This window comes from Streptomyces sp. MS06, from assembly GCF_047200655.1.
GTDB lineage: Bacteria > Actinomycetota > Actinomycetes > Streptomycetales > Streptomycetaceae > Streptomyces.
Window position 1 is genome coordinate 1 of sequence record NZ_JBJZOJ010000014.1, and the last position, 17,033, is coordinate 17,033.

Consider the following 17,033-nt stretch of genomic DNA (forward strand, 5'->3'; position numbering starts at 1 on the left):
CACCCCGGCCACCACGCGCGCCGTGATCTCGATACCGCTGACGGTGGCCAGACACGCGTCGCTACTGGAGTCGGTGGTGGCACGCCCCACGAGAGCGCCCTGCCCCGCCAGCGAAACACGCGAAATACCCAGGTCAGCCATGTCAGAGCACCCTCACCGTCAGAGCCATCTCACTGGGCGAGTACGGCAGCGACATGGCCTCCACCGCGCAGAGCGCATCGGTGAGACCAGCGCCCGTCACGGACACCAGGTCGCCGATCACGAGGCCCGGGTGCGGCACCATCGTCACGTCCAGCTTCCGGTACGCCTGGCGGCGCAGCTGCGCCAACTTCGTCGTCGCCGCCGCCCTGCACTGTGCGACCGTCGACATCAGCGGCGACTCGAACCGGTACGGCACCGGCAGCGGGTTGAACGGCCCACCCGTCCGATACGGGGACGTGCCGGTCGCGTCGTAGGCAACGCCCTGAATCTGCGTGCCGTCGCTGTCCTCGCCCTGCGCGACGACCACGTTGAACGCACCTGATCTGGACGACCCGCCGCGCCACTCCACGACGGTGCCCCCCACACCGTCGGTCAGCGACAGCACCGGATCCCCATCGTCGGACAGGGGCTCCACGAGCAGGTACCCGTCCTCAGTAACCCGGGCGGCTGCCGGCCACGCTGAGAGCACCTCGGCCAAAGCCCCTAGACGGTCGGTGTCCCACTGCATGCCGAGCGGCACGGCCCGGTCGGCGAGGGTGCCGTCGACGGTGACGGTGAGCGCCGGCTCGACGAGCGCGCGCACCGTGCTCACGAGAGTGCCGGACGGCTGGAACGGGGCGACGAATTTCGCTTCGTCGATGAGGCTGAGCAGGCCGTCGGCGGTCACGGTGACCGTCTCGCCATCGGTCCGCGAGTCGGTGATCAGGTACCAGCCGCGGTTGATCCACTCAGTGTGTCCGCCGCGCAGCTCCACGCCAGAGTCGATGCGCAGCCGCTGACCGTAGGCGGCGAGAGGGTGGTCGACGGTGCGGGGATCCCAGTCGGTGCTGCGGTCCCGTCGGGGCACCGTGAGGGTGATCCTCTCCGGCACGGAGTCCGATCGGTCCCGGGTCTCACCTCCTCCGCCGATGGGGATGTCCGCGGCGAGGAGTTCGTCGCCGAGCCAGGACTCGGCGCGCATGCTCATGGTGTAGCCGGCGAGGACGATGGCCTGCGCCTCGGTCGACATGTCCAGCACGTCAGCTCCCGAAATCGTAGAGGGCGATGTCCAGGAGCGTGCCGGGGAAGGCGTCGGCGATGTCCTGCAGGGTGTCGACGTTGTCGGCGATGTCCTGCAGGGTGAAGCCGCTCGCCTCCAGTACGTCCGACCAGGCCTCGGTCTCGGCGATGTCCAGATCCCACTCGCGGTACGGGATGTACCAGGCGCGCCGCTCGTCATCGGAGATCAGCGCGAGATGCCCGTCGACCCCTGCCAGGCTGGTGCTGGCCCGCACGAGGATGGTGCCCTCGGTCGCGTGGTCGAGGACGTCCTGAAGGGCGTCTCCGGCAGCGGTGGTCTCGGTGGAGACCATGACGGTGGCCTGCGGCGCCGACCTGGATTTCCCGACGACGATGAGGCGGCCGTTCACGTTGAACACGGACGCATCCCGAGTGCGCTTCTTGGAGGGCCAGTCCTTGATGGTGACGTGGGCGCCGACACCGCGGACGGCGTCGGAGATCACGTCGGTGGTGACGGTGTCCGTGAACGTCGACGAGTAGATGTTCCAGGTCAGGCCGTTCACGTCGGTGAGCACCGCAAGGTACTCGTAGGGCACTCCGAACGGCTGCTCCGCGTCGATGCGTAGTAGGGCGTCCTGCCCGGTGACGTCGACGTCGGTCGCCGCGCGCACCGCGGTCAGAGTGGAGCCGACCTGCCGGTAGAACGTCACGGTGGTGATGTCGTCCGCGGCCAGGCCCGTCGCCGTGACCAGCGTTCGCGGCGGGAACACGGTCTGCTGGGCGCCCTCCACATCGGCAGACGCCTCCCGGATGCGGAGCACGCCGGCCACGCCGGTGGAGGCGGCCGCGAGCGTTGCCGACACGGTCGGGGCCTGCGTGTCCGCGCCGGCCGACACTGTGGTGGAGGCGACCGCCAGGCGGCCCGCATACCCGGTCGACAGGGAGTCGTCTGCCTGCTCGGTGACGGTGCCGTAGGTGATGCCGGTCGCGGCGATGGCCTCGCTCGTCATGGACGCGGTGGACGTGTGCACGGTGTAGGCGAGGAGCGCGAAGTCCCCGGCCGCCCAGGTGAGGGCGTCCGCCGCGGCGGCGGAGAGGCTGGTGCCGCTGCTGGTGTCCTCACCGACGCTGACGGCCCACCGCCAGCCGGTGCCCGCGCTGCGGTCCAGGACGTGGATGCGGCCGGCGATGAGGGAACCCGTCGACCCCGAGGTGATCGACGTGGTCGGTGTGCTGTCGCCGCCCGTCGCCACCCGCACGAACCAGGTCAACCGCCGCGGGCCGGCGCCGCTGCCGAAGGTGCCGCCGCCGCCGACCGTGGAGGTGACGAGCGTCCAGCCTGACGGGGTGGCGGGTGTCGGGTCGTCGGTGTGCCCGGACAGCACCGTCAGCACGAGCAGCTGATCGGCCGTCGGCGACGACGGGTACGCGGGTGTGATGGTGTCGGCGTCCTCGGCGAGCGCGCCCGAGCCGCTGATCGAGATCGTCACCGCAGCGCCGCCTTCCCTGTCCGGGCCTGCCGGGCCTGCCGCTGCTCGGAGTCGCGGAGCATCGGCTGGACCGTGCCCTTGATGACGCCGAGCAGCTGCCCAGAGTCGAGGAACAGCTCCCCGGTGAACACGCCACCGCCTACTGCGGGCGGCGCGGCCGGAGGTGCTGCGCTGGCGTAGGTGCGCGCCGGCGTGGGCCGCCCGGCAGGCAGCCGGCCCTCGTTGAGCGCGTTCATGAACGACAACCCGTACTTGGCGACCGACGCGGCGCGCACCATGAACTCGCCGTTCGACCCCCACAACAGGACGTTGTCCGACGTGGACGTACCGGGCCCGACGACGGGTCCGCCACCTGGGTAGCCCGGGATGGGCCCGCCCTGCGCCCGGTGGAGCAGACCGCCCTGTGCCATCAGACCGGCGTTCGCCAGCCGCTTCTGCATGTTGGCGGCCACGTGCACGGTGAGCGTCTTGCCGTGCATGCGGTCGATCTGGTCCTGCAGATTGCTCAGGGCCCGCCGTGCGTCCCCGGTCGGCGCCGTGATCGTGATCTTCTTGCCGCCGGGCAGGATCTTCACCTGGTAGCCGGCGGCCCGCAGGTCCTTGATCGCCGATTTGGTGGGCGCCTTGATGGTGATGGATTTCCCCGCGGGCAGGTCCAGCACCGACCGGTACAGATCCTCGACCTCCTGGGTGGCCTTTACCGTGCCCGGTGCGGTGACCTTGGTGGCCTCGCTCTCCGGCAGCCGCGCGTAGGCGCTGGTGAGTTCGTCGATCTGCTTCTGCGTGAACCCGGCCTGCTTCATCGTGCGCTTCAGTGCGGTGATGTCCTTGGCCAGGACGGCGTTGCCGGCCGCGACGCTGTCCTTCTGCTCGGAGACGGCCTGGGCGTGCGCCATGGCCGCCTTCGCCGCGTCCAGGAACGCACTCTTGACCTGGCGGCCCTTCTCCGACGTCTCGCTGAGACTGTGACCGTTGTCCTTGACCGTCTTCGTCAGGTCGTGCAGCGACTGCTGGAAGCTGATGCTCTTCTCGGCGGCACTGATGTTGGCCCCGTTCAGCGCGTCGAGGGAGTCCGACAGCTTCTCGGCCTCGCTGCGCTGGTCCTGCATCTCCGCCTTGGTCTTGGCGATCTCCGTAGCCAGGTCGCCCTGCGAGCCCGCCGCCAGCTTGCTCTGCGCGTCACTGGAGGCGAGCGCGTCGGTGTACTGCGGCAGCAGGGTGAGGAACTTCTCCGTCGAGGTGCCGCTCTCGTGGGCGGCCTGCGCGAACCGCTGGAAGTTGGCCGCCGCCTCCTCAGCGTGACCGGAGGAAACAAGCTGCGCCAGCGACTGATCGATCGCGTCCAGTTTGTCGTGTGCCTCGTCCAGGGGAATCTGCGCCTCGCCCAGCCCCTTGGTGAGGTCGAGGGTGAGCGAGTTGACGATGTCGGTGGCGCGGGCGCCTCCGGTCGGGTGGGCCACGCGCTGGATTGCCTCACCCAAGCCGTCCAGGTCGTTGCCGAACTTGCTGGCCATCTCGCCGGAGACCTTGCCCCTCTGGGCGAAGTCGACCATGGAGTTAGTCAATTTCGATACGTCGGGGGGCGCATCCTTGAACTGGTTGCGGATCTTCTGCACCGCGTAGGACACAGCGAGCAGGCCCGCGACGACGAGGCCGGTCTTACCCAGCGCACCCATGGCCGTGCGGGTCCGGGCCGCGGTGAGGCCCATGTCACGCAGCTCCCGCTTCACCGTCATGATGCGCGGCAGGAGCAGCAGCATGCCCGATGCGGCCAGGCCGAGTGCGCCGACGACACCCAGCGTGAGCGTGGCGGCGGACTGCAGCTCCGGGGGAAGCGAGTTGTACGCGTTCACCAGGCGGGTGACCCACTGCACCATGTCGCGCAGTACCCCGTTGGCGGCGGTCCCGGACTGGATGAGCGCCGTCTCCAAAGCGCTCTTCATCAGCTCGAAGTCGCCGATGAGGTTGTCCATCTGGGTGGCCGCGGTCCTGGCCGCGTACCCCTGGTCGTTGACCTTCTTCGTGTACTCGTCGACGCCCTTCGCGCCCAGCTGGTACAGGACGTTCGCGGAGCGCACCGCGTCGGATCCGAAGATCACCCCGAAGGCCGCGCTTCGGGCCTCCGGCGTCAGGTTCTTGAACGACTTCTGCAGGCGCCCCGCGAGCTCCGACAGGCCCACGAACTTGCCCTGCGAGTCGTAGGCGGAGAAGCCCAGCTTGTCCATCATCGCCTGGGCTTCCTTGGACTGCGGGGTCAGCCGCTGCAGCATCGCCTTCAGCGACGTACCGGCGTCCGAGCCGATCAGCGCATGGTCGGCAAACGCGGCGACCGCGGCGGTGGTCTCCTCCAGCGACAGGCCGGTCTGGTGGGCGACCAGGCCGCCCGCGCGGATAGCCAGCCCCATCTGGTGCACGTTCGTGGCGCTCTTGTTCGCGCCGGCGGCGAGGACGTCCGCGACGTGCGCCATGTCCTTGCCGGTCAGGCCGAACGTGTTCATGGCCTGAGCCGACGTGATCGCGGCTTCCTTCAGGTCCAGTTGCCCGGCCGCCGCCAGCGCCAGCGACCCGGTGAGCGCACCGCCCACGATGTCGGCGGTCTTCACACCGGCCCGGGCGAGTTCGGCCTCAGCCTGCGCGGCCTGCGTCGCCGAGTACTTCGTCGTGCGCCCTGCGTCCAGCGCGGCCTGCCGCAGCTTCTGCAGCTCTGCCCCGGACGCGCCCGAGACGGCCTTGACCTCGCTCATGGCCGTCTCGAACTTGGCTGCGGCCCCGGCGGCGAGCGCGAACGCGGCGATGAGCGCCAGAGAGCCGCCACGGGTCGCCTTCAGCGCCGTGCGCTGGCTGGTCGCGATGCGGTTCATCGTGGCCGCGGTCCGCCGGGACGCGTCGTTCATGCTGGTGCGGATACTCGCCGACGTCCGTGACGCTGTCCGGGCCGCGTTCCGCATGCCCGCGTTGAATCCGCTGGTGACCGCGCCGACACGCACCAGCACTGTGCGGTCCGTCATGTCTCACCCCCGGGTGACGTGGACGTGCAGGCCGCGCGTGTCGCCGCCCTGAGACTCGAACTGAGCGACCGTGCGGGCCGCAGTCGCGCAGGCGTGGCAGCGGGTGATGTGAGCGGTCCACGCGCCCTCGCTGCCGGGGGCGGTGGCGTCCTGCCAGGACTGCCCGCAGTCCGGGCAGGTGTCCGCCTCCACCTCGGCCAGGGCGAGCGCCCACGCCCGGTCGTCGTCCAGCCACAGCGGCTCCCCCGGGCCCGGCCACGGCCGGCCCAGGAAGATGCTGCGCGGGACGCCCCAAGCGCGCGCGGTCTCTACTTCTCGCCGGTGTGGGAGGCGAGGATCGCGGAGGCGGCCAGCGAGAAAGGGACGGAGGTCGCCTCGCCGTTCACAGCCCAGGCGGCGCCGATCAGTTCGTCGCGCTGCCCGTTGTTGAGGCGCTCGAACAGGGCGTCCACCTGCTCCGGGGTCATGACCGGGTCGACGGCGGAGGCGGCCACCAGCGCCGGGGCGAGGGTCTCGGCGTCCCACGCCTGGTCCTGGTCCTCGCTGGGGTGCTGCGCCACCAGGTCGGACCAGGCCAGCCGGCCGAGCGCGCGGAACGTGAACTCCACCTCGGCGGCGCGCATCTTCTCGCGGGCGGCCGAGATCTTCTTGGCGATCTCCACGCCCGGGTGCTGGTCGGCAATGCTGGTCGGCGTCCACTCCGACACGGCCCGCAGCTCAGCCTCCAGCCGCTCCACCTCGGCGGCCACATCCCCGGCCAGGCAGATCCGCACCGTGTGCTCGCGCGGCTTCGCTTTCTTGAGGATGTCCTTGATGTCGGGCATCAGGCGACCACCGCGGACGTGTCCGGCTCGGCGCGGAGCTTCATCGGCGACGTGAACTTGGCGACCTCGTTCGGCGCCGGCGGGATGCTGTTCCGCTCGCCGCACTCGACCGGGTACACCTCCACCTCCTGCCCGGCGGTCCAGGCGGTGGTGTAGGCGAGGACGCGGCGGACGACCAGGTAGCCCTGCGTCTGGTAGGTGAGCGTCGACCACGGCAGGTCGTCGCCCGCGGTGTCGCCCCGCTTGAACGTGACCTCCGGGCTGAAGGAGCGTCGGCCGGCCCGCATGGTCGTGAACGTCGAGCCCAGCGAGCTGTTGTCGACGTCGGCGGTCTCGGCCGGGATGCCGAGGCCGTCGGGCGTGATGCGCAGCGTGAAGTCGCTGCCGGCGTCGAGTTCGGCGACGGTCGGCGCGGAGATGTCGGCGATCGCGGAGACCCAGTAAACCCTGGTCTTTCCGTCGTTGATCACGTCGGACATGACGTGTCCTCCCTTGAGGGCATAGAGAAAGCCCCGTCAGGGCGGGGCGAGCATGGGGTGGGTGGGCTGGTCAGACGCGCAGTGCGGCAACGGTCACGCTGGTGGTGTCGCTGTACGAGATCGACGCCAGGCCCGAGTCGGAGGCGTCCGCGAACGGGGTCACGGGGATCGGGATCATCTGCTCGCCCGACGCGCCCACGGTCACGGTCAAGTCCGGGTTCGCGACGGACCCGTAGTAGTTCCCGGGTGTCGCCGCGGTCACCGTGATCGGCGACGCGCCCCCGTTGACGACGTGCAGGAACGTGTTCGCGCCCGGCTTGAGTTTGTCGCCGCCGGCGGCCGCCGCGGTGTAGACGGGTTCCAGGCCGTCGGCGGTGATGGCCTGGACGGTGAGAGTGGCCACGAGGAGCCTCCTAGCTGGTGGATCGGATCATGAACTGGATCGGCGCGAACCAGACCGGCGGGGACACGTCGTCGTCCCGGACGGCCGGAGGCCCGCCCAACTCCTCCGGACGGAACCCGGCCCGGCCGGACACCGTGAGCGGCGCCGCCATGGCGGCACGGACCTGGTCGGCCACCCACAGGCAGCGCTCCTGATCCGGGCCGATCGCGGTCACCTGCATCAGCCCGTCGAAATCCGTGCGGACATCGGCGAGGGACTCCGACACCGACCGGCCCGGGCCCATGTGTACCACCGCGTACATGCCCGACCCGGGCACCGGGGACGGCGCCACGCCCAGGCCGACGGTCAGGCCCGCGTCCTCGAGGGCGGCCACCACGGCGTCGCGGTGGGGCAGCACCGCGGGGGCGGTCATGACAGCACCTGGCGGCCGACCGCGGCCGCGATCTGCTCCGCGAGCCGGGGCGCCTCCGCGGCGAGGGCCCGGGCCCCGTCCATGTGCGGCGGGTTCCGGCTGGACCCGTACTCCAGCAGGTTGCCCAGCGCACCCTGCGGGCGGCCCTTGTCGGGCCCGATCTCCGCGATCGCGCCGCCCGTGTAGTGCCGCATGTCGTAGGAGATCGACGCCGGATACAGACGCGCGTGCCGTCCGGCGCTCGCCGCGGCGTTCGCCCGCCAGTCCCGCTTGACGTTCACCGCGCCGCGCTCCACCACCGCCCGCACCCGCACCTGCACCTGGGGGCCCGCCCGGTACAGGTCCCGAGACAGGCGCTGCACCTGACTCACATCCACGCTCATGACCGCTCCTCTGCGATGATCCGCCACGCCGTCGCGGTGGCGCTGTACTGGGCCCCCTGCACCCACAGCCGCACGCCCACCAGCCGCGGGTTCGGGGACGCGTTGACGTCCGCGACGTCGCCCGCGGCCGGCCGCTCCCCCGAGTCGGGCAGCTGCGTCCCGTAAGGGAGGGTGATCCGGTACTGACGCAGGTGCAGCTCCTGCTCCCCGGCCTGCACCTGGGACACGGCCAGCTGGGCCGGCCGCACCCGGGCCGGGCCGGTGTAGAAGATCACCGCGGGCGGGCCCGGCACGGTCTGCCCGGTGTCCCGGTCGAAGACGTCAGCTCCCGGCCGGTACAGGGTGATGGTGTCGAGCATCAGCTCCTCGGCGGCGGCCCGGCCGCGGGCGAGGAACGCGTCCAGGCCGATCACAGTCCCACCACCCAGACGCAGCGCTCGCCGAGGTCGCGCTGCAGCGCGGTGAGTTCGCCGGGCAGGAGGTCCCCGGCGGCCTGGACGGACTCGGCCGCATACGTCTCACGGAAGTCGTCGATGGCCCGTTCCCGGATCCCGGCGTCCATGCCGACCGGGGTGTTGGCCAGCCGGTTGGCGACCTGGCAGGTCAGTTCCACAATGCCGTCGGGGAGCGTGTCCCAGCCTCGCTCGTAGGTGACCTGCACCCGGGTGATGTCGCAGTCGTCGGCGAGGCGCAGGTGTACGCCGTCCCACCACCAGCCCGTCAGCGCACTCGTCGTCCCGTCCGAGGCGACGGCCTGGACGTCGGTGACCGAGATGACCGGCGGCGCCGGCAGCTCCAGGCAGATGCTGTGCACGGGCAGCTGCACGGTGACGGTGCTGGGGGTGATGGGCTGGCCGGCCGCGCGCCGGATCCTGACCGACGCGCGGGCGAGCAGGGTCGTAGCGGAGTCGGCGGGCAGGCTGTAGCCGTAGGTGACGGAGTCAGCGAGCGTCGCCAGGGAGGGAAGAGCCATGGGCGGTGCCCTCCCGTCTCAGCTGCTGGGGGTGCCGTACGTCTCGATGAGGTCGGCCTTGGTCATGCCGTCCGCCTGCTCGGCGTCGGCTCCCTGGACGACGGCCCAGCCCACCCACTCCGCCTTCGGCGCGTTCTTCGCCGGCTCGGCGGTCGGCAGCCCGGGCGGCTGCTCGCCGGGCCCGGGCGGCGTGCCCAGGGCCGGTCCGGCCGGCTTCTCGGTGTAGGGGCTGCCGTCCTTGTTGACGCGGCGCAGCATGCCCTTGGTCAGGCGCTCCTGGATCGGCTCGGGCAGCGGCAGGTCCATGGCGTGGATGCCGCCGCCCTCGCCGAGGAGGTAGATCGTCTCGGCCATGTCAGGTGTTCCTCGGGACCTTGAAGGCGGTGACGGTCATGGCCTGATCGGTCTCGAAGATCAGACTGCCGTCGCTCTGCAGGAAGCGGCCGGACTCCACCGGGCCGACCCATTCGGTGGCCGACGAGCCGACCGAGACGGCCAGGTCGCCCTGGCCGGAGGCGATCGCCAGCGGCAGCTCACCGGCCAGCACGGTGACCGTGCCGGCGGTGGCGCCGTTGACGACGCGCAGCACGGTCAGCTCCGGGAAGGCGTCGGAGACCTGCCCGCCGTTGCCGGCCCCCGCGGTGACCGCGGTGCCGGCCGGGTCGGCGAGGTTGCTGTTGGGGACGAGGTCGCTGTACGCGACTGCGGTGCGTGCCATGGGGTGTGGCCCTCCTGATCAGGTCTGCGACGCGATGGCCGTGGCCAGCGCCTCGGGGCGGACGACCTTCGCGCCGTACAGCGCCAGGCCCTTCACCGCATCCGAGAAGGACGACTCCGGGCGGTAGGCCTCGGTCTTGTTGATCTGCTCGGCAAAGCTGATCGCCGTGTTGTTGCCGGCGGTGACCACGTAGTCGTCGCCGGTCGGGTTGGGGCAGTTGTTCGACATGTAGATGTCGAATCCGCCAGCGCGGCCGATGAACCCGTTACGCAGGGCGGCACCGGAGTCGGCGGCCTTCTCCGCGTTGATGAAGTTCGGGTCCAGCAGGGCCCGACCCTCCAGCCACGACGGCACGACCATCCAACGGCCCTGGCGGGGCACGTTGGCGTCGTCCAGGGCGACCTTCAGCGGGACGACGATCTTCGAGTAGAAGTACTCCGGGTTCCCGGTCGGCACGCTGATGGTGCCGAGCTGGTTCGCGGCCTGCGCCTGCGTGTACAGGCTGGCCACGTACTGGTCGACGACGTCCGCCAGTGCGTAGGACGCCTCGCTCATCGCCTGCGGCATTACGTCGCCCCGGGCCTGCCGCTTGTCGACGTCGTCGACCTTGAACGCCCAGTACTTGGACTGGTCGACGACCAGGGTGCGCTGCGCGTCGTTGAGCTCCTCCGGCGTGATGACCGTGGAGTTGGGGTCGTAGGTGCCGATCGTCGGCCGGGAGATCGAGGTGATGCGGACGGTGTCGCCCGCGTCCTGGATCTCGCCCTCGTAGTCGCGGTTGACCATGCCGGGGCCTGCGTACACCAGCTGCTTACGGAGCGCGACCAGGAGCTTGGCGGACCAAATCTCCGGCCGGAAACGCTTGATGGACATCGGTTTCCTCTCGGGTGGCTATCCGCCGAGGTAGTCGCGGAGCTGACCCTTGCGGTGAGCCTCGTCGATCTGCTCGGGCGTCATTTTCTTCACTTGCTGCTCGGTGAGCTGCTTGGGCCCGCCGGTGCCCTTGCGGGCGCCGCCGTCCCCGGTCCCCTGGAACCTGGACTGCCCCTTTGCGGCGGCGCCCAGGTAGGGGCGTTCCTTGAGGAGGTCGTCGATCGCGTCGGCGATCTCGTCCTCGTCGACCTGGCCGTCCTCGTCGACCTCGAACTGGGACACGTCGAGGAAGTGGAGGGCGTCGCGTGGGTTGGTGAGCTTGCCCGCGGCGGCGGCTCGGATTTCCGAGCGGACGATGCGGGCGTTCGCGCGGGCGGTGGCGGCCTGGGTCGCCTCGTTGCGGATGCGCTCGGGGTCGTCGGCGTCGCCGGAGCCCTTGAGCTTGTCGCGTTCGCCCTCGGCGGCCTTGCGCCGCTCGCGCTCCTTGCGGAGCTTGTCCTTCATGGAGGCGAGCGCCTTCTTGCCGGGGTCGCCGAGTTGGTCGGCGCCTTCCGGGTCGGCGTCGTCGTCCTGGCCGTCGCCGTCGCCGCCGTCGGTGTCGCCCGCGTCGTCGCCCTGGTCGTCGTCGGCGTCGTCTCCTGCGTCGCCGTCGCCGTCCTGGCCGTCCCCGTCGTCATCGTCGTCGGCGGCGCCGAGGATCGGCCACACCGGATACAGGCCGGCCTCGTCCTCGCCGGGGCGCGGCTTGCGCCAGCCCAGCGCGGTGCGGCCGGTGACGGGGTGTACGGGCAGGGTGGATGCGGTCATGGTGATGCGTCTCCCATTGCGGAAGTCGGGCCCGGGCGTTGCGTCCGGGTCAGGTCAGGTAGCCGAAGCGGCGCAGCATGCGGATGGCGTCCTCGCGGTCTTCGGCCAGGCGGTAGATCTCCTCGGGCAGCAGCCGGGGAGAGCGCAGGTGGAAGGTGGGCAGGCGGCCCACTTCGCTGCGGGAGCGGGCGAACCGGGTGCCGGTGCGCTGCTCGGTGCGCGCCCTCTCCGAGCGGTAGAAGGAGCCCCGCCGCGTGGTGCCTTCCCGTGTTGCGGCCACGCGCCGCCCGTAGGCGGTCGTGGTGTGCATGCCGCGGCGGGCGTTGACGATCTGGCTCATGTCGGCGCCCTGGCGGATGGCCCGGGCTCCGGCCTGCGTGAAGACACGGTCCTGCTCCGTCGTCGACAGGCTGTCGAAGTAGGCGCGCGGGCTGACGAAGCCGCGGGCGGTACCGCCCGGCGCGGTGTGCGGGGAGAAGCTGTCGCCGTGCAGGCCGCCGCGGTGCTGACGGCGGGCGACCAGCGTGGTCGGCAGATGGATGCAGTCGCAGCGCGGATGCCGCTGAAAACCCGCATTCCAGCCGTACTCGCGGCCGGCGAGGATGATGCAGCGCGAGCACGCCGGGGGCTGCACCACCCGCACGTATCCCTGGATCGTGCGCAGGCCCGTCATGGCCACCCCGACGGCCTGGCGGCCCGCGTCGGCGACCTCCGATCGCACGATGGTGCCCAGCAGGTTCTGGCCCGCGCCGAGCGACTCGGCGACGGAGTGCCCCTGCGCGAGCGCCCGGTAGGTCATGACGAGAGGCCGCGACAGCAGCGTGTCCAGCGGGCGCCCGTCCGCGGCGACACCGGAGAACGCGGCCGCGTCCACGGTGGCAGCGTCCGGCTGCGGTGCGGCGCCCTGCGAGGCCGCCGCCGCGGTGACGTAGTCGTCGGCACCGGTAGCAGCCGAGAGCTGCGCGGCACTGAGGACGGTGAACAGACGCGGCCCCACCACGGCCCACGACGCGCGCAGGTCCGCCGAGTCCAGCGACCGCCACTCGCGCAACGCGGCCGCCACCGCGGTGACCGCGAGCCTGCGCTGACGGCCGGCGTACCGCTGCGCCAGGACCAGGGGCTCGGTCACGGCTGCCCACTACTGGCAGGCGGCGACGGAGCCGGGCCCGGCGCGCCCGGGCCGGGCCCGCTGTTCATGAGAGCGGACACCGGGTCCAGCTCGGCCTCCCGGGCCCGCATCTCCATCAGCTGGGCGACCTCCGGCGGCGTCAGCCCGAACCGGCCGGCCAGCCACTCGAACGGGAACCCGATCTGCTTCAGCTTCAGCAGGCTGTCCGTCAGCTGGGCGAGGTTGCGGGACTGCGGGTCCTTCCACAGCACCGTGCCCCCGGCGAGCGCCCGGCCCTTGGCGTCCTCCCCGCGGGCCAGACACACCAGCTGGAACACCTCACGCAGCGCCTGCCCGAACCACAGCTGCTTCTCCTCGACCCGCTTCACCAGGCCCGTCTCCGCCGCGATCAGCGCGTCCCCGGAGAGGTTCGCCATGCGGCCGATCAGGTAGTGCTGCGGGGTGCGGGTCTGCGCGGCGATATGGCCCACGCAGACTTCGATCACCTCGGTGTAGGCCGTGAGCTGCGCCGCTGGCCAGGAGTCCGCCTTCGCTTCTGGGTTCTCCAGCCACAGGATGCGGTCGGTGACGAACTTCTTCAGGTCGATGGGCCGCTCGCCGACCTTCTGCCCGGTCGCGTCCAGGATCGGCACCTTCGGGATCTCCGCGCCGGTGATGATGCGCTGCGTCAGCGAGGCGTAGTCCGCGTTCGTGAACAGCATCGCCCACAGCAGGTTGATCGCGTCCTGCATCGCGATCACGCCGGACACGTCCGACACCGGGTCGGAGGCCAGCAGGGGCCTGTTGGGCAGCTCCACCATCGGCACCACACCCATGGGGTTCGGCTGGGGGTTCGGCTCCCGGCCCATCTCCCGCGGCGTCCAGGACTCCACCACGACGTCGGCCTCAGCCATCTGCGGCGATTTCTGGTCCCCGGCGGACAGCGGCCGCTCGAACTTCCATACCTCGTCCGGCAGGTACAGCGTCGCGAACTCGCGGTGCCCGTCCTGCCACGACTTCAGCGCCGCCCGCCGCCGCCGGCGGGAGCCGGGCTGGTACTGGACCACGGCCGACGAGGCGTCCTCGAAGGTGACCTCCGGCGTCTCCTCGTCGGCCGGGTTGCCCCACACCAGCACGAACGCGCGGGCGGCGTTGCCCGCGCCGAGGAACCCCAGCTGGCTGTCGGCGTCCAGGCCGTTGCGCTGCCACACCTGCCACAGGTCACTGTCCGCCCGGTCCTCGCCGGGCACCTGCACACCGGTGACGGTCAGCCGCTCCACCGGGCTGTCGGCGACCGGCTGCGTCCAGTTGTCCGAGAAACCCTCGTACCGGTCCGCGCAGTACTTGCGGAACTCCTCGGACGCGAACTTCAGCGGGTGTTTGCCCCGGTAGTAGCGGTCGTGCTTCAGGACCGTGCCCGACCGGGCCGTCAGCTCCGCGGCGAGCACGTCCACCAGGCGCCGGGCCTGCTCCTCCGTAGCCACACTCGCCCCCTCTCCTCAAGCCGTGTAGGCGTAGTACTTCGGCGGCGGCGCAGCCTGGCCCGCAGCGATCGCATCGCACGCCGCCTCATGCGCGAGGACGGAGACCACGGCCAGATCGATCTTCTGCGTGTGCGTCGCCTTCCGCAGGACGTAACGCTTCGCCGGCCGGGCCGCCTTACGCGCGTTGCGGACGTGGATCGACGTTGTCTCACAGCCGTCGTGCCGGAACGTCGTGTCCTTCTTCGTGACGTCCGTGAGCAGCTGCTCGCACGCCGCGTGCATCTGCGCCACCCGGTAGGTCTGCCACTCGATGACCCGCTTCTCGCCGTGCCGGGCCTGCCAGGCCGCCATCTCGCTCGTCCAGTACGGCGGATCGCCGTACATGCGGACCACGGTGAACCGCTCGAACAGCTCGTCCACGGCGGCGTCGACCTCGAGCCGCGGTACCTGACCGTCCCAGTCCTCCGGATCCCAGATGCAGGGCCGGCTGTCGGGCCCGTACGTCGGCGTGAACTGGTAGCCGTCCAGCGTCTCCGCCCGGATACCGGTCCAGTCGTCCACGTCACTGCCGTCGAAGCCCAGCGCGACGGCCGCCCCCTCCGGCACCTCCTGCACGGCGAGGCGGGCGTCCCAGCGATCCTGCTGCAGCCAGGTGCCCATCCCGGCCGTGATGCGGTTGCCGTAGAACCGCTCGGCCTCGGCTGGCTCCTTCTCCATCAGCTCCGAGGCCTCGCCCTCGATGGAGTCCAGATCGACGTGGTGGCTGCCCTGGTACACCACGGCGTGGATCTTCCGCCGCTCGCTCTTCTTCGCGTAGTCCAGGCCCTTGGGCGGCAGCCGGTGATACCGGTACACGTCCTTGACCTTGGTCTCCGCGGTCTTCTGCGCGACGGAGTTCTCTGTGGGGTCCCAGGCGTTCGACTGCTCCAACGACCGACCGGACATACCCGCCAGGCCACGCCGCTGCGTGGTCGCGACCTTCGTCATGCCGTTGCCGTCGGTCCAGATGCCCGTCTCGTCCTGCACGGCGAAGGTGATCGGATTGCCCAGCCGGGACTGCGCACTGGCCGTAACGACGTCGATCCGGCCGTCGTTCGGCAGCCGGATGAACTGCTCACCCACCCGCATGATCTCCGACAACGGCCCGTTGCGGATCATCTCCTGCAGCGGCCGGTACGTGTTGTCGGTCTGGTCCTCAGACGTCGCCGTGATCTGGATCAGCGGCTTGTTCCACGGCCGGCCCATCGGCTCGCCCGGCTCGTACTCGTACACCCAGCCGCAACCGCACCGATGATCCGCACAGCGGTACCGCTCCCCGCCGCGCGCCCAGCCAGCGAACAGAACCGGGCCCACGCCCTCCGCGGCGACGACGGATGCCGCCCAGGGGCCCTTGCCGGACTTCTGCGGCGCCACCGCCTGGACGCGGCGGTAGTGGAACGCCGTCGACAGCTGACCCAGTTGGGCCTCAGGCCGCACTCGGTACAGGTTCGCTGTGATCCGCAGCTGCCAGTCGTACATCTCGAACGGTCGGGGCGCCGGATCGACGCTACCGACAGCCTGCAGCTTGCAGTGCCGGGCGATCCACGTCGGGGCGATGAACAGCGTGGGGAAGTCGAGCGAGCGGGTCCCGTCGTCAGCCGCTACCACCGGCGGCCGCCCTGATCCGGGCCCGGGCGTCATACACCGTGGCCGCCGCCGGGTCGGCGCTCACCGGCGCGTCCTCACCTTCCCGGGGCCGATCGACACGCCACCGGTTGGCGCGCATCCCCGGGGTGGACAGGCCCAGCGAGTCGGCCATCTGCCGTACCAGCGTCGACAGCGCCACCGACGATCCGCGGGCCTCCGCCTCCGCCAGCCGACGCACGTACAGCGCCACCTCCAGCTCCTGCCCGTAGCGCTCCCACATCAGCGCCTGCGGCATCCTCCACAGCCGCTCCCACAGCTCGGCCTCGCGGTCGGCCTCCTCGGTCAGCGGCCAGTCGGGCGTTGCGCCCTGGCGGCCCTCGGCGGGCAGGACCGTCCACTCGCCGGCATCCCGCTCGCGGCGGAGCGCATCGGGGTCGGGGGCCGGTCCGGAACGGGTGCGTGCTCCACCCTTCGGCATGTTGATCACTCCAGTTGGCCGCATTGCGCAGCGTCGTGCCATCACCTTGCGTGACAGCGGAGCATGATCAGCGGGCCTCTGAACCCGGCTGACTTCCCAGCCACCTCCCCGGCGGTCCGGGCGTGATCGTGATCAAGGGGTCCTCCCCCTGGTGATCATCACTGATGGTGACGGTTTGTTGATCGTCGCTCTTGGTTCGGTGGCGCTGCGTCGCGCTGGCTCGGCGAACGATCAGTGAAGGGATCGATGTCGCTCGATCGGCTCGCTCGTCCAGCGCATCGTCGTCGTCCAGCAGCGTGGGCCCGCGCCTTACTGGTTCCAGCCGCCGGGCTGGTGTCGGGCGGTCTCCCTGCTGTGGCAGGGCCCGCAGAGTCCGCGTCCATGCTGCGGGTCGTCGGGGTCGAGCCCTTGGGCGGCGAGTTCGCGTCGGCTGAGGGGATGGTGGTCGGCGTGCACGCTGGGGGCCCGGCCGCACAGGGTGCAGATGGGGTCGCGGGCGAGGACTGCGGGCCGGAAGCGCTGTTCGTGTTGTCGGCCGTAGCCGCGTTGTCGTGCGCTGCCGCGCTGCTGTTCGGCCTGTCGGCGGTGCTGGGGGCAGCGTCCGCCCTGGGTGTACTCGGGGCAGCCGGGGACGGGGCAGATGCGCCAGCGGGGCTTGGGCATCGGGTCCTCCCGCTCTACCGTGTGTCGTCTCGGTCCGGGTGGTCCGGGGGTGTCGACTGGGGGTGGCTTGTGCCGCGGGTGGATACGCCGTTGGGCGTTGTGGT

20 protein-coding genes are annotated in these 17,033 nt (G+C 70.9%); all 20 read right to left on the reverse strand.

Features of this window, described 5'->3' with window-relative positions:
* Nucleotides 1-142 precede the first annotated feature (142 nt).
* The 20 genes from ACL02U_RS09560 to ACL02U_RS09655 all read right to left on the reverse strand — a co-directional run bounded on the left by ACL02U_RS09560 (nucleotide 143) and on the right by ACL02U_RS09655 (nucleotide 16,929).
* Nucleotides 143-1,210 (reverse strand): DUF5047 domain-containing protein, encoded by a 1,068-nt coding sequence (locus ACL02U_RS09560; protein ID WP_412790384.1) that lies wholly within the window; start codon nucleotides 1,208-1,210, stop codon nucleotides 143-145.
* A 10-nt stretch (nucleotides 1,211-1,220) separates the two neighbouring features.
* A complete protein-coding gene (locus ACL02U_RS09565) occupies nucleotides 1,221-2,690 on the reverse strand; it encodes a hypothetical protein (RefSeq protein ID WP_412790256.1) in 1,470 nt (489 codons plus the stop codon).
* Nucleotides 2,687-5,698, reverse strand: coding sequence for a phage tail tape measure protein (locus ACL02U_RS09570; RefSeq protein ID WP_412790257.1), 3,012 nt, complete (start codon nucleotides 5,696-5,698; stop codon nucleotides 2,687-2,689). Before ACL02U_RS09570 ends, ACL02U_RS09565 begins: the two co-directional genes overlap by 4 nt.
* Before the next feature lie 3 nt (nucleotides 5,699-5,701).
* Entirely contained in the window at nucleotides 5,702-5,890 is a 189-nt protein-coding gene (locus ACL02U_RS09575) for a hypothetical protein (RefSeq protein WP_412790258.1), read from the reverse strand.
* Nucleotides 5,891-6,006: 116 nt separating this feature from the next.
* The gene (locus ACL02U_RS09580) at nucleotides 6,007-6,522 is read right to left on the reverse strand and encodes a hypothetical protein (protein WP_412790259.1); all 516 of its coding nucleotides are present in this window, start codon (nucleotides 6,520-6,522) and stop codon (nucleotides 6,007-6,009) included.
* Complete coding sequence (locus ACL02U_RS09585) at nucleotides 6,522-7,001, reverse strand: hypothetical protein (protein WP_412790260.1); 480 nt, start codon at nucleotides 6,999-7,001, stop codon at nucleotides 6,522-6,524. Before ACL02U_RS09585 ends, ACL02U_RS09580 begins: the two co-directional genes overlap by 1 nt.
* Before the next feature lie 70 nt (nucleotides 7,002-7,071).
* Nucleotides 7,072-7,404, reverse strand: a complete 333-nt coding sequence (locus ACL02U_RS09590; RefSeq protein WP_412790261.1) for a hypothetical protein — start codon at nucleotides 7,402-7,404, stop codon at nucleotides 7,072-7,074.
* Nucleotides 7,405-7,414: 10 nt separating this feature from the next.
* Nucleotides 7,415-7,816, reverse strand: coding sequence for a hypothetical protein (locus ACL02U_RS09595; protein WP_412790262.1), 402 nt, complete (start codon nucleotides 7,814-7,816; stop codon nucleotides 7,415-7,417).
* On the reverse strand, nucleotides 7,813-8,199 hold the full coding sequence (locus tag ACL02U_RS09600) for a hypothetical protein (protein ID WP_412790263.1): 387 nt from the start codon (nucleotides 8,197-8,199) through the stop codon (nucleotides 7,813-7,815). The genes ACL02U_RS09595 and ACL02U_RS09600 overlap by 4 nt, the downstream gene beginning before the upstream one ends.
* Nucleotides 8,196-8,612, reverse strand: coding sequence for a DUF6093 family protein (locus tag ACL02U_RS09605; protein WP_412790264.1), 417 nt, complete (start codon nucleotides 8,610-8,612; stop codon nucleotides 8,196-8,198). Before ACL02U_RS09605 ends, ACL02U_RS09600 begins: the two co-directional genes overlap by 4 nt.
* Nucleotides 8,609-9,172 (reverse strand): hypothetical protein, encoded by a 564-nt coding sequence (locus ACL02U_RS09610; protein WP_412790265.1) that lies wholly within the window; start codon nucleotides 9,170-9,172, stop codon nucleotides 8,609-8,611. Before ACL02U_RS09610 ends, ACL02U_RS09605 begins: the two co-directional genes overlap by 4 nt.
* An 18-nt stretch (nucleotides 9,173-9,190) precedes the next feature.
* Nucleotides 9,191-9,526, reverse strand: a complete 336-nt coding sequence (locus tag ACL02U_RS09615) for a hypothetical protein (protein WP_412790266.1) — start codon at nucleotides 9,524-9,526, stop codon at nucleotides 9,191-9,193.
* 1 nt (nucleotide 9,527) lies between these two features.
* Nucleotides 9,528-9,890, reverse strand: coding sequence for a hypothetical protein (locus ACL02U_RS09620; RefSeq protein ID WP_412790267.1), 363 nt, complete (start codon nucleotides 9,888-9,890; stop codon nucleotides 9,528-9,530).
* 18 nt (nucleotides 9,891-9,908) lie between these two features.
* Nucleotides 9,909-10,763: a P22 coat protein - protein 5 domain protein gene (locus tag ACL02U_RS09625; protein WP_412790268.1), complete on the reverse strand. Its 855-nt coding sequence runs from the start codon at nucleotides 10,761-10,763 to the stop codon at nucleotides 9,909-9,911.
* Nucleotides 10,764-10,781: 18 nt separating this feature from the next.
* A complete protein-coding gene (locus ACL02U_RS09630) occupies nucleotides 10,782-11,570 on the reverse strand; it encodes a hypothetical protein (protein ID WP_412790269.1) in 789 nt (262 codons plus the stop codon).
* 49 nt (nucleotides 11,571-11,619) lie between these two features.
* Nucleotides 11,620-12,699: a hypothetical protein gene (locus tag ACL02U_RS09635; protein ID WP_412790270.1), complete on the reverse strand. Its 1,080-nt coding sequence runs from the start codon at nucleotides 12,697-12,699 to the stop codon at nucleotides 11,620-11,622.
* The gene (locus ACL02U_RS09640) at nucleotides 12,696-14,162 is read right to left on the reverse strand and encodes a phage portal protein (RefSeq protein WP_412790271.1); all 1,467 of its coding nucleotides are present in this window, start codon (nucleotides 14,160-14,162) and stop codon (nucleotides 12,696-12,698) included. Before ACL02U_RS09640 ends, ACL02U_RS09635 begins: the two co-directional genes overlap by 4 nt.
* 15 nt (nucleotides 14,163-14,177) lie before the next feature.
* Nucleotides 14,178-15,809 (reverse strand): hypothetical protein, encoded by a 1,632-nt coding sequence (locus ACL02U_RS09645; RefSeq protein WP_412790272.1) that lies wholly within the window; start codon nucleotides 15,807-15,809, stop codon nucleotides 14,178-14,180.
* Nucleotides 15,796-16,266, reverse strand: coding sequence for a hypothetical protein (locus ACL02U_RS09650; RefSeq protein ID WP_412790273.1), 471 nt, complete (start codon nucleotides 16,264-16,266; stop codon nucleotides 15,796-15,798). The genes ACL02U_RS09645 and ACL02U_RS09650 overlap by 14 nt, the downstream gene beginning before the upstream one ends.
* A gap of 309 nt (nucleotides 16,267-16,575) precedes the next feature.
* Nucleotides 16,576-16,929 carry a holin gene (locus ACL02U_RS09655; RefSeq protein ID WP_412790274.1) on the reverse strand — a complete coding sequence of 118 codons (354 nt, stop codon included), beginning with the start codon at nucleotides 16,927-16,929 and terminating at the stop codon, nucleotides 16,576-16,578.
* Nucleotides 16,930-17,033 lie beyond the last annotated feature (104 nt).

Bases quoted from the DNA above. Each gene is read 5' to 3' on its own strand.
- ACL02U_RS09560 (WP_412790384.1), bottom strand. From the start codon at position 1,210: ATGTCGACCGAGGCGCAGGCCATCGTCCTCGCCGGCTACACCATGAGC.
- ACL02U_RS09570 (WP_412790257.1), bottom strand. From the start codon at position 5,698: ATGACGGACCGCACAGTGCTGGTGCGTGTCGGCGCGGTCACCAGCGGA.
- ACL02U_RS09580 (WP_412790259.1), bottom strand. From the start codon at position 6,522: ATGCCCGACATCAAGGACATCCTCAAGAAAGCGAAGCCGCGCGAGCAC.
- ACL02U_RS09585 (WP_412790260.1), bottom strand. From the start codon at position 7,001: ATGTCCGACGTGATCAACGACGGAAAGACCAGGGTTTACTGGGTCTCC.
- ACL02U_RS09595 (WP_412790262.1), bottom strand. From the start codon at position 7,816: ATGACCGCCCCCGCGGTGCTGCCCCACCGCGACGCCGTGGTGGCCGCC.
- ACL02U_RS09600 (WP_412790263.1), bottom strand. From the start codon at position 8,199: ATGAGCGTGGATGTGAGTCAGGTGCAGCGCCTGTCTCGGGACCTGTAC.
- ACL02U_RS09610 (WP_412790265.1), bottom strand. From the start codon at position 9,172: ATGGCTCTTCCCTCCCTGGCGACGCTCGCTGACTCCGTCACCTACGGC.
- ACL02U_RS09615 (WP_412790266.1), bottom strand. From the start codon at position 9,526: ATGGCCGAGACGATCTACCTCCTCGGCGAGGGCGGCGGCATCCACGCC.
- ACL02U_RS09620 (WP_412790267.1), bottom strand. From the start codon at position 9,890: ATGGCACGCACCGCAGTCGCGTACAGCGACCTCGTCCCCAACAGCAAC.
- ACL02U_RS09625 (WP_412790268.1), bottom strand. From the start codon at position 10,763: ATGTCCATCAAGCGTTTCCGGCCGGAGATTTGGTCCGCCAAGCTCCTG.
- ACL02U_RS09630 (WP_412790269.1), bottom strand. From the start codon at position 11,570: ATGACCGCATCCACCCTGCCCGTACACCCCGTCACCGGCCGCACCGCG.
- ACL02U_RS09650 (WP_412790273.1), bottom strand. From the start codon at position 16,266: ATGCCGAAGGGTGGAGCACGCACCCGTTCCGGACCGGCCCCCGACCCC.
- ACL02U_RS09655 (WP_412790274.1), bottom strand. From the start codon at position 16,929: ATGCCCAAGCCCCGCTGGCGCATCTGCCCCGTCCCCGGCTGCCCCGAG.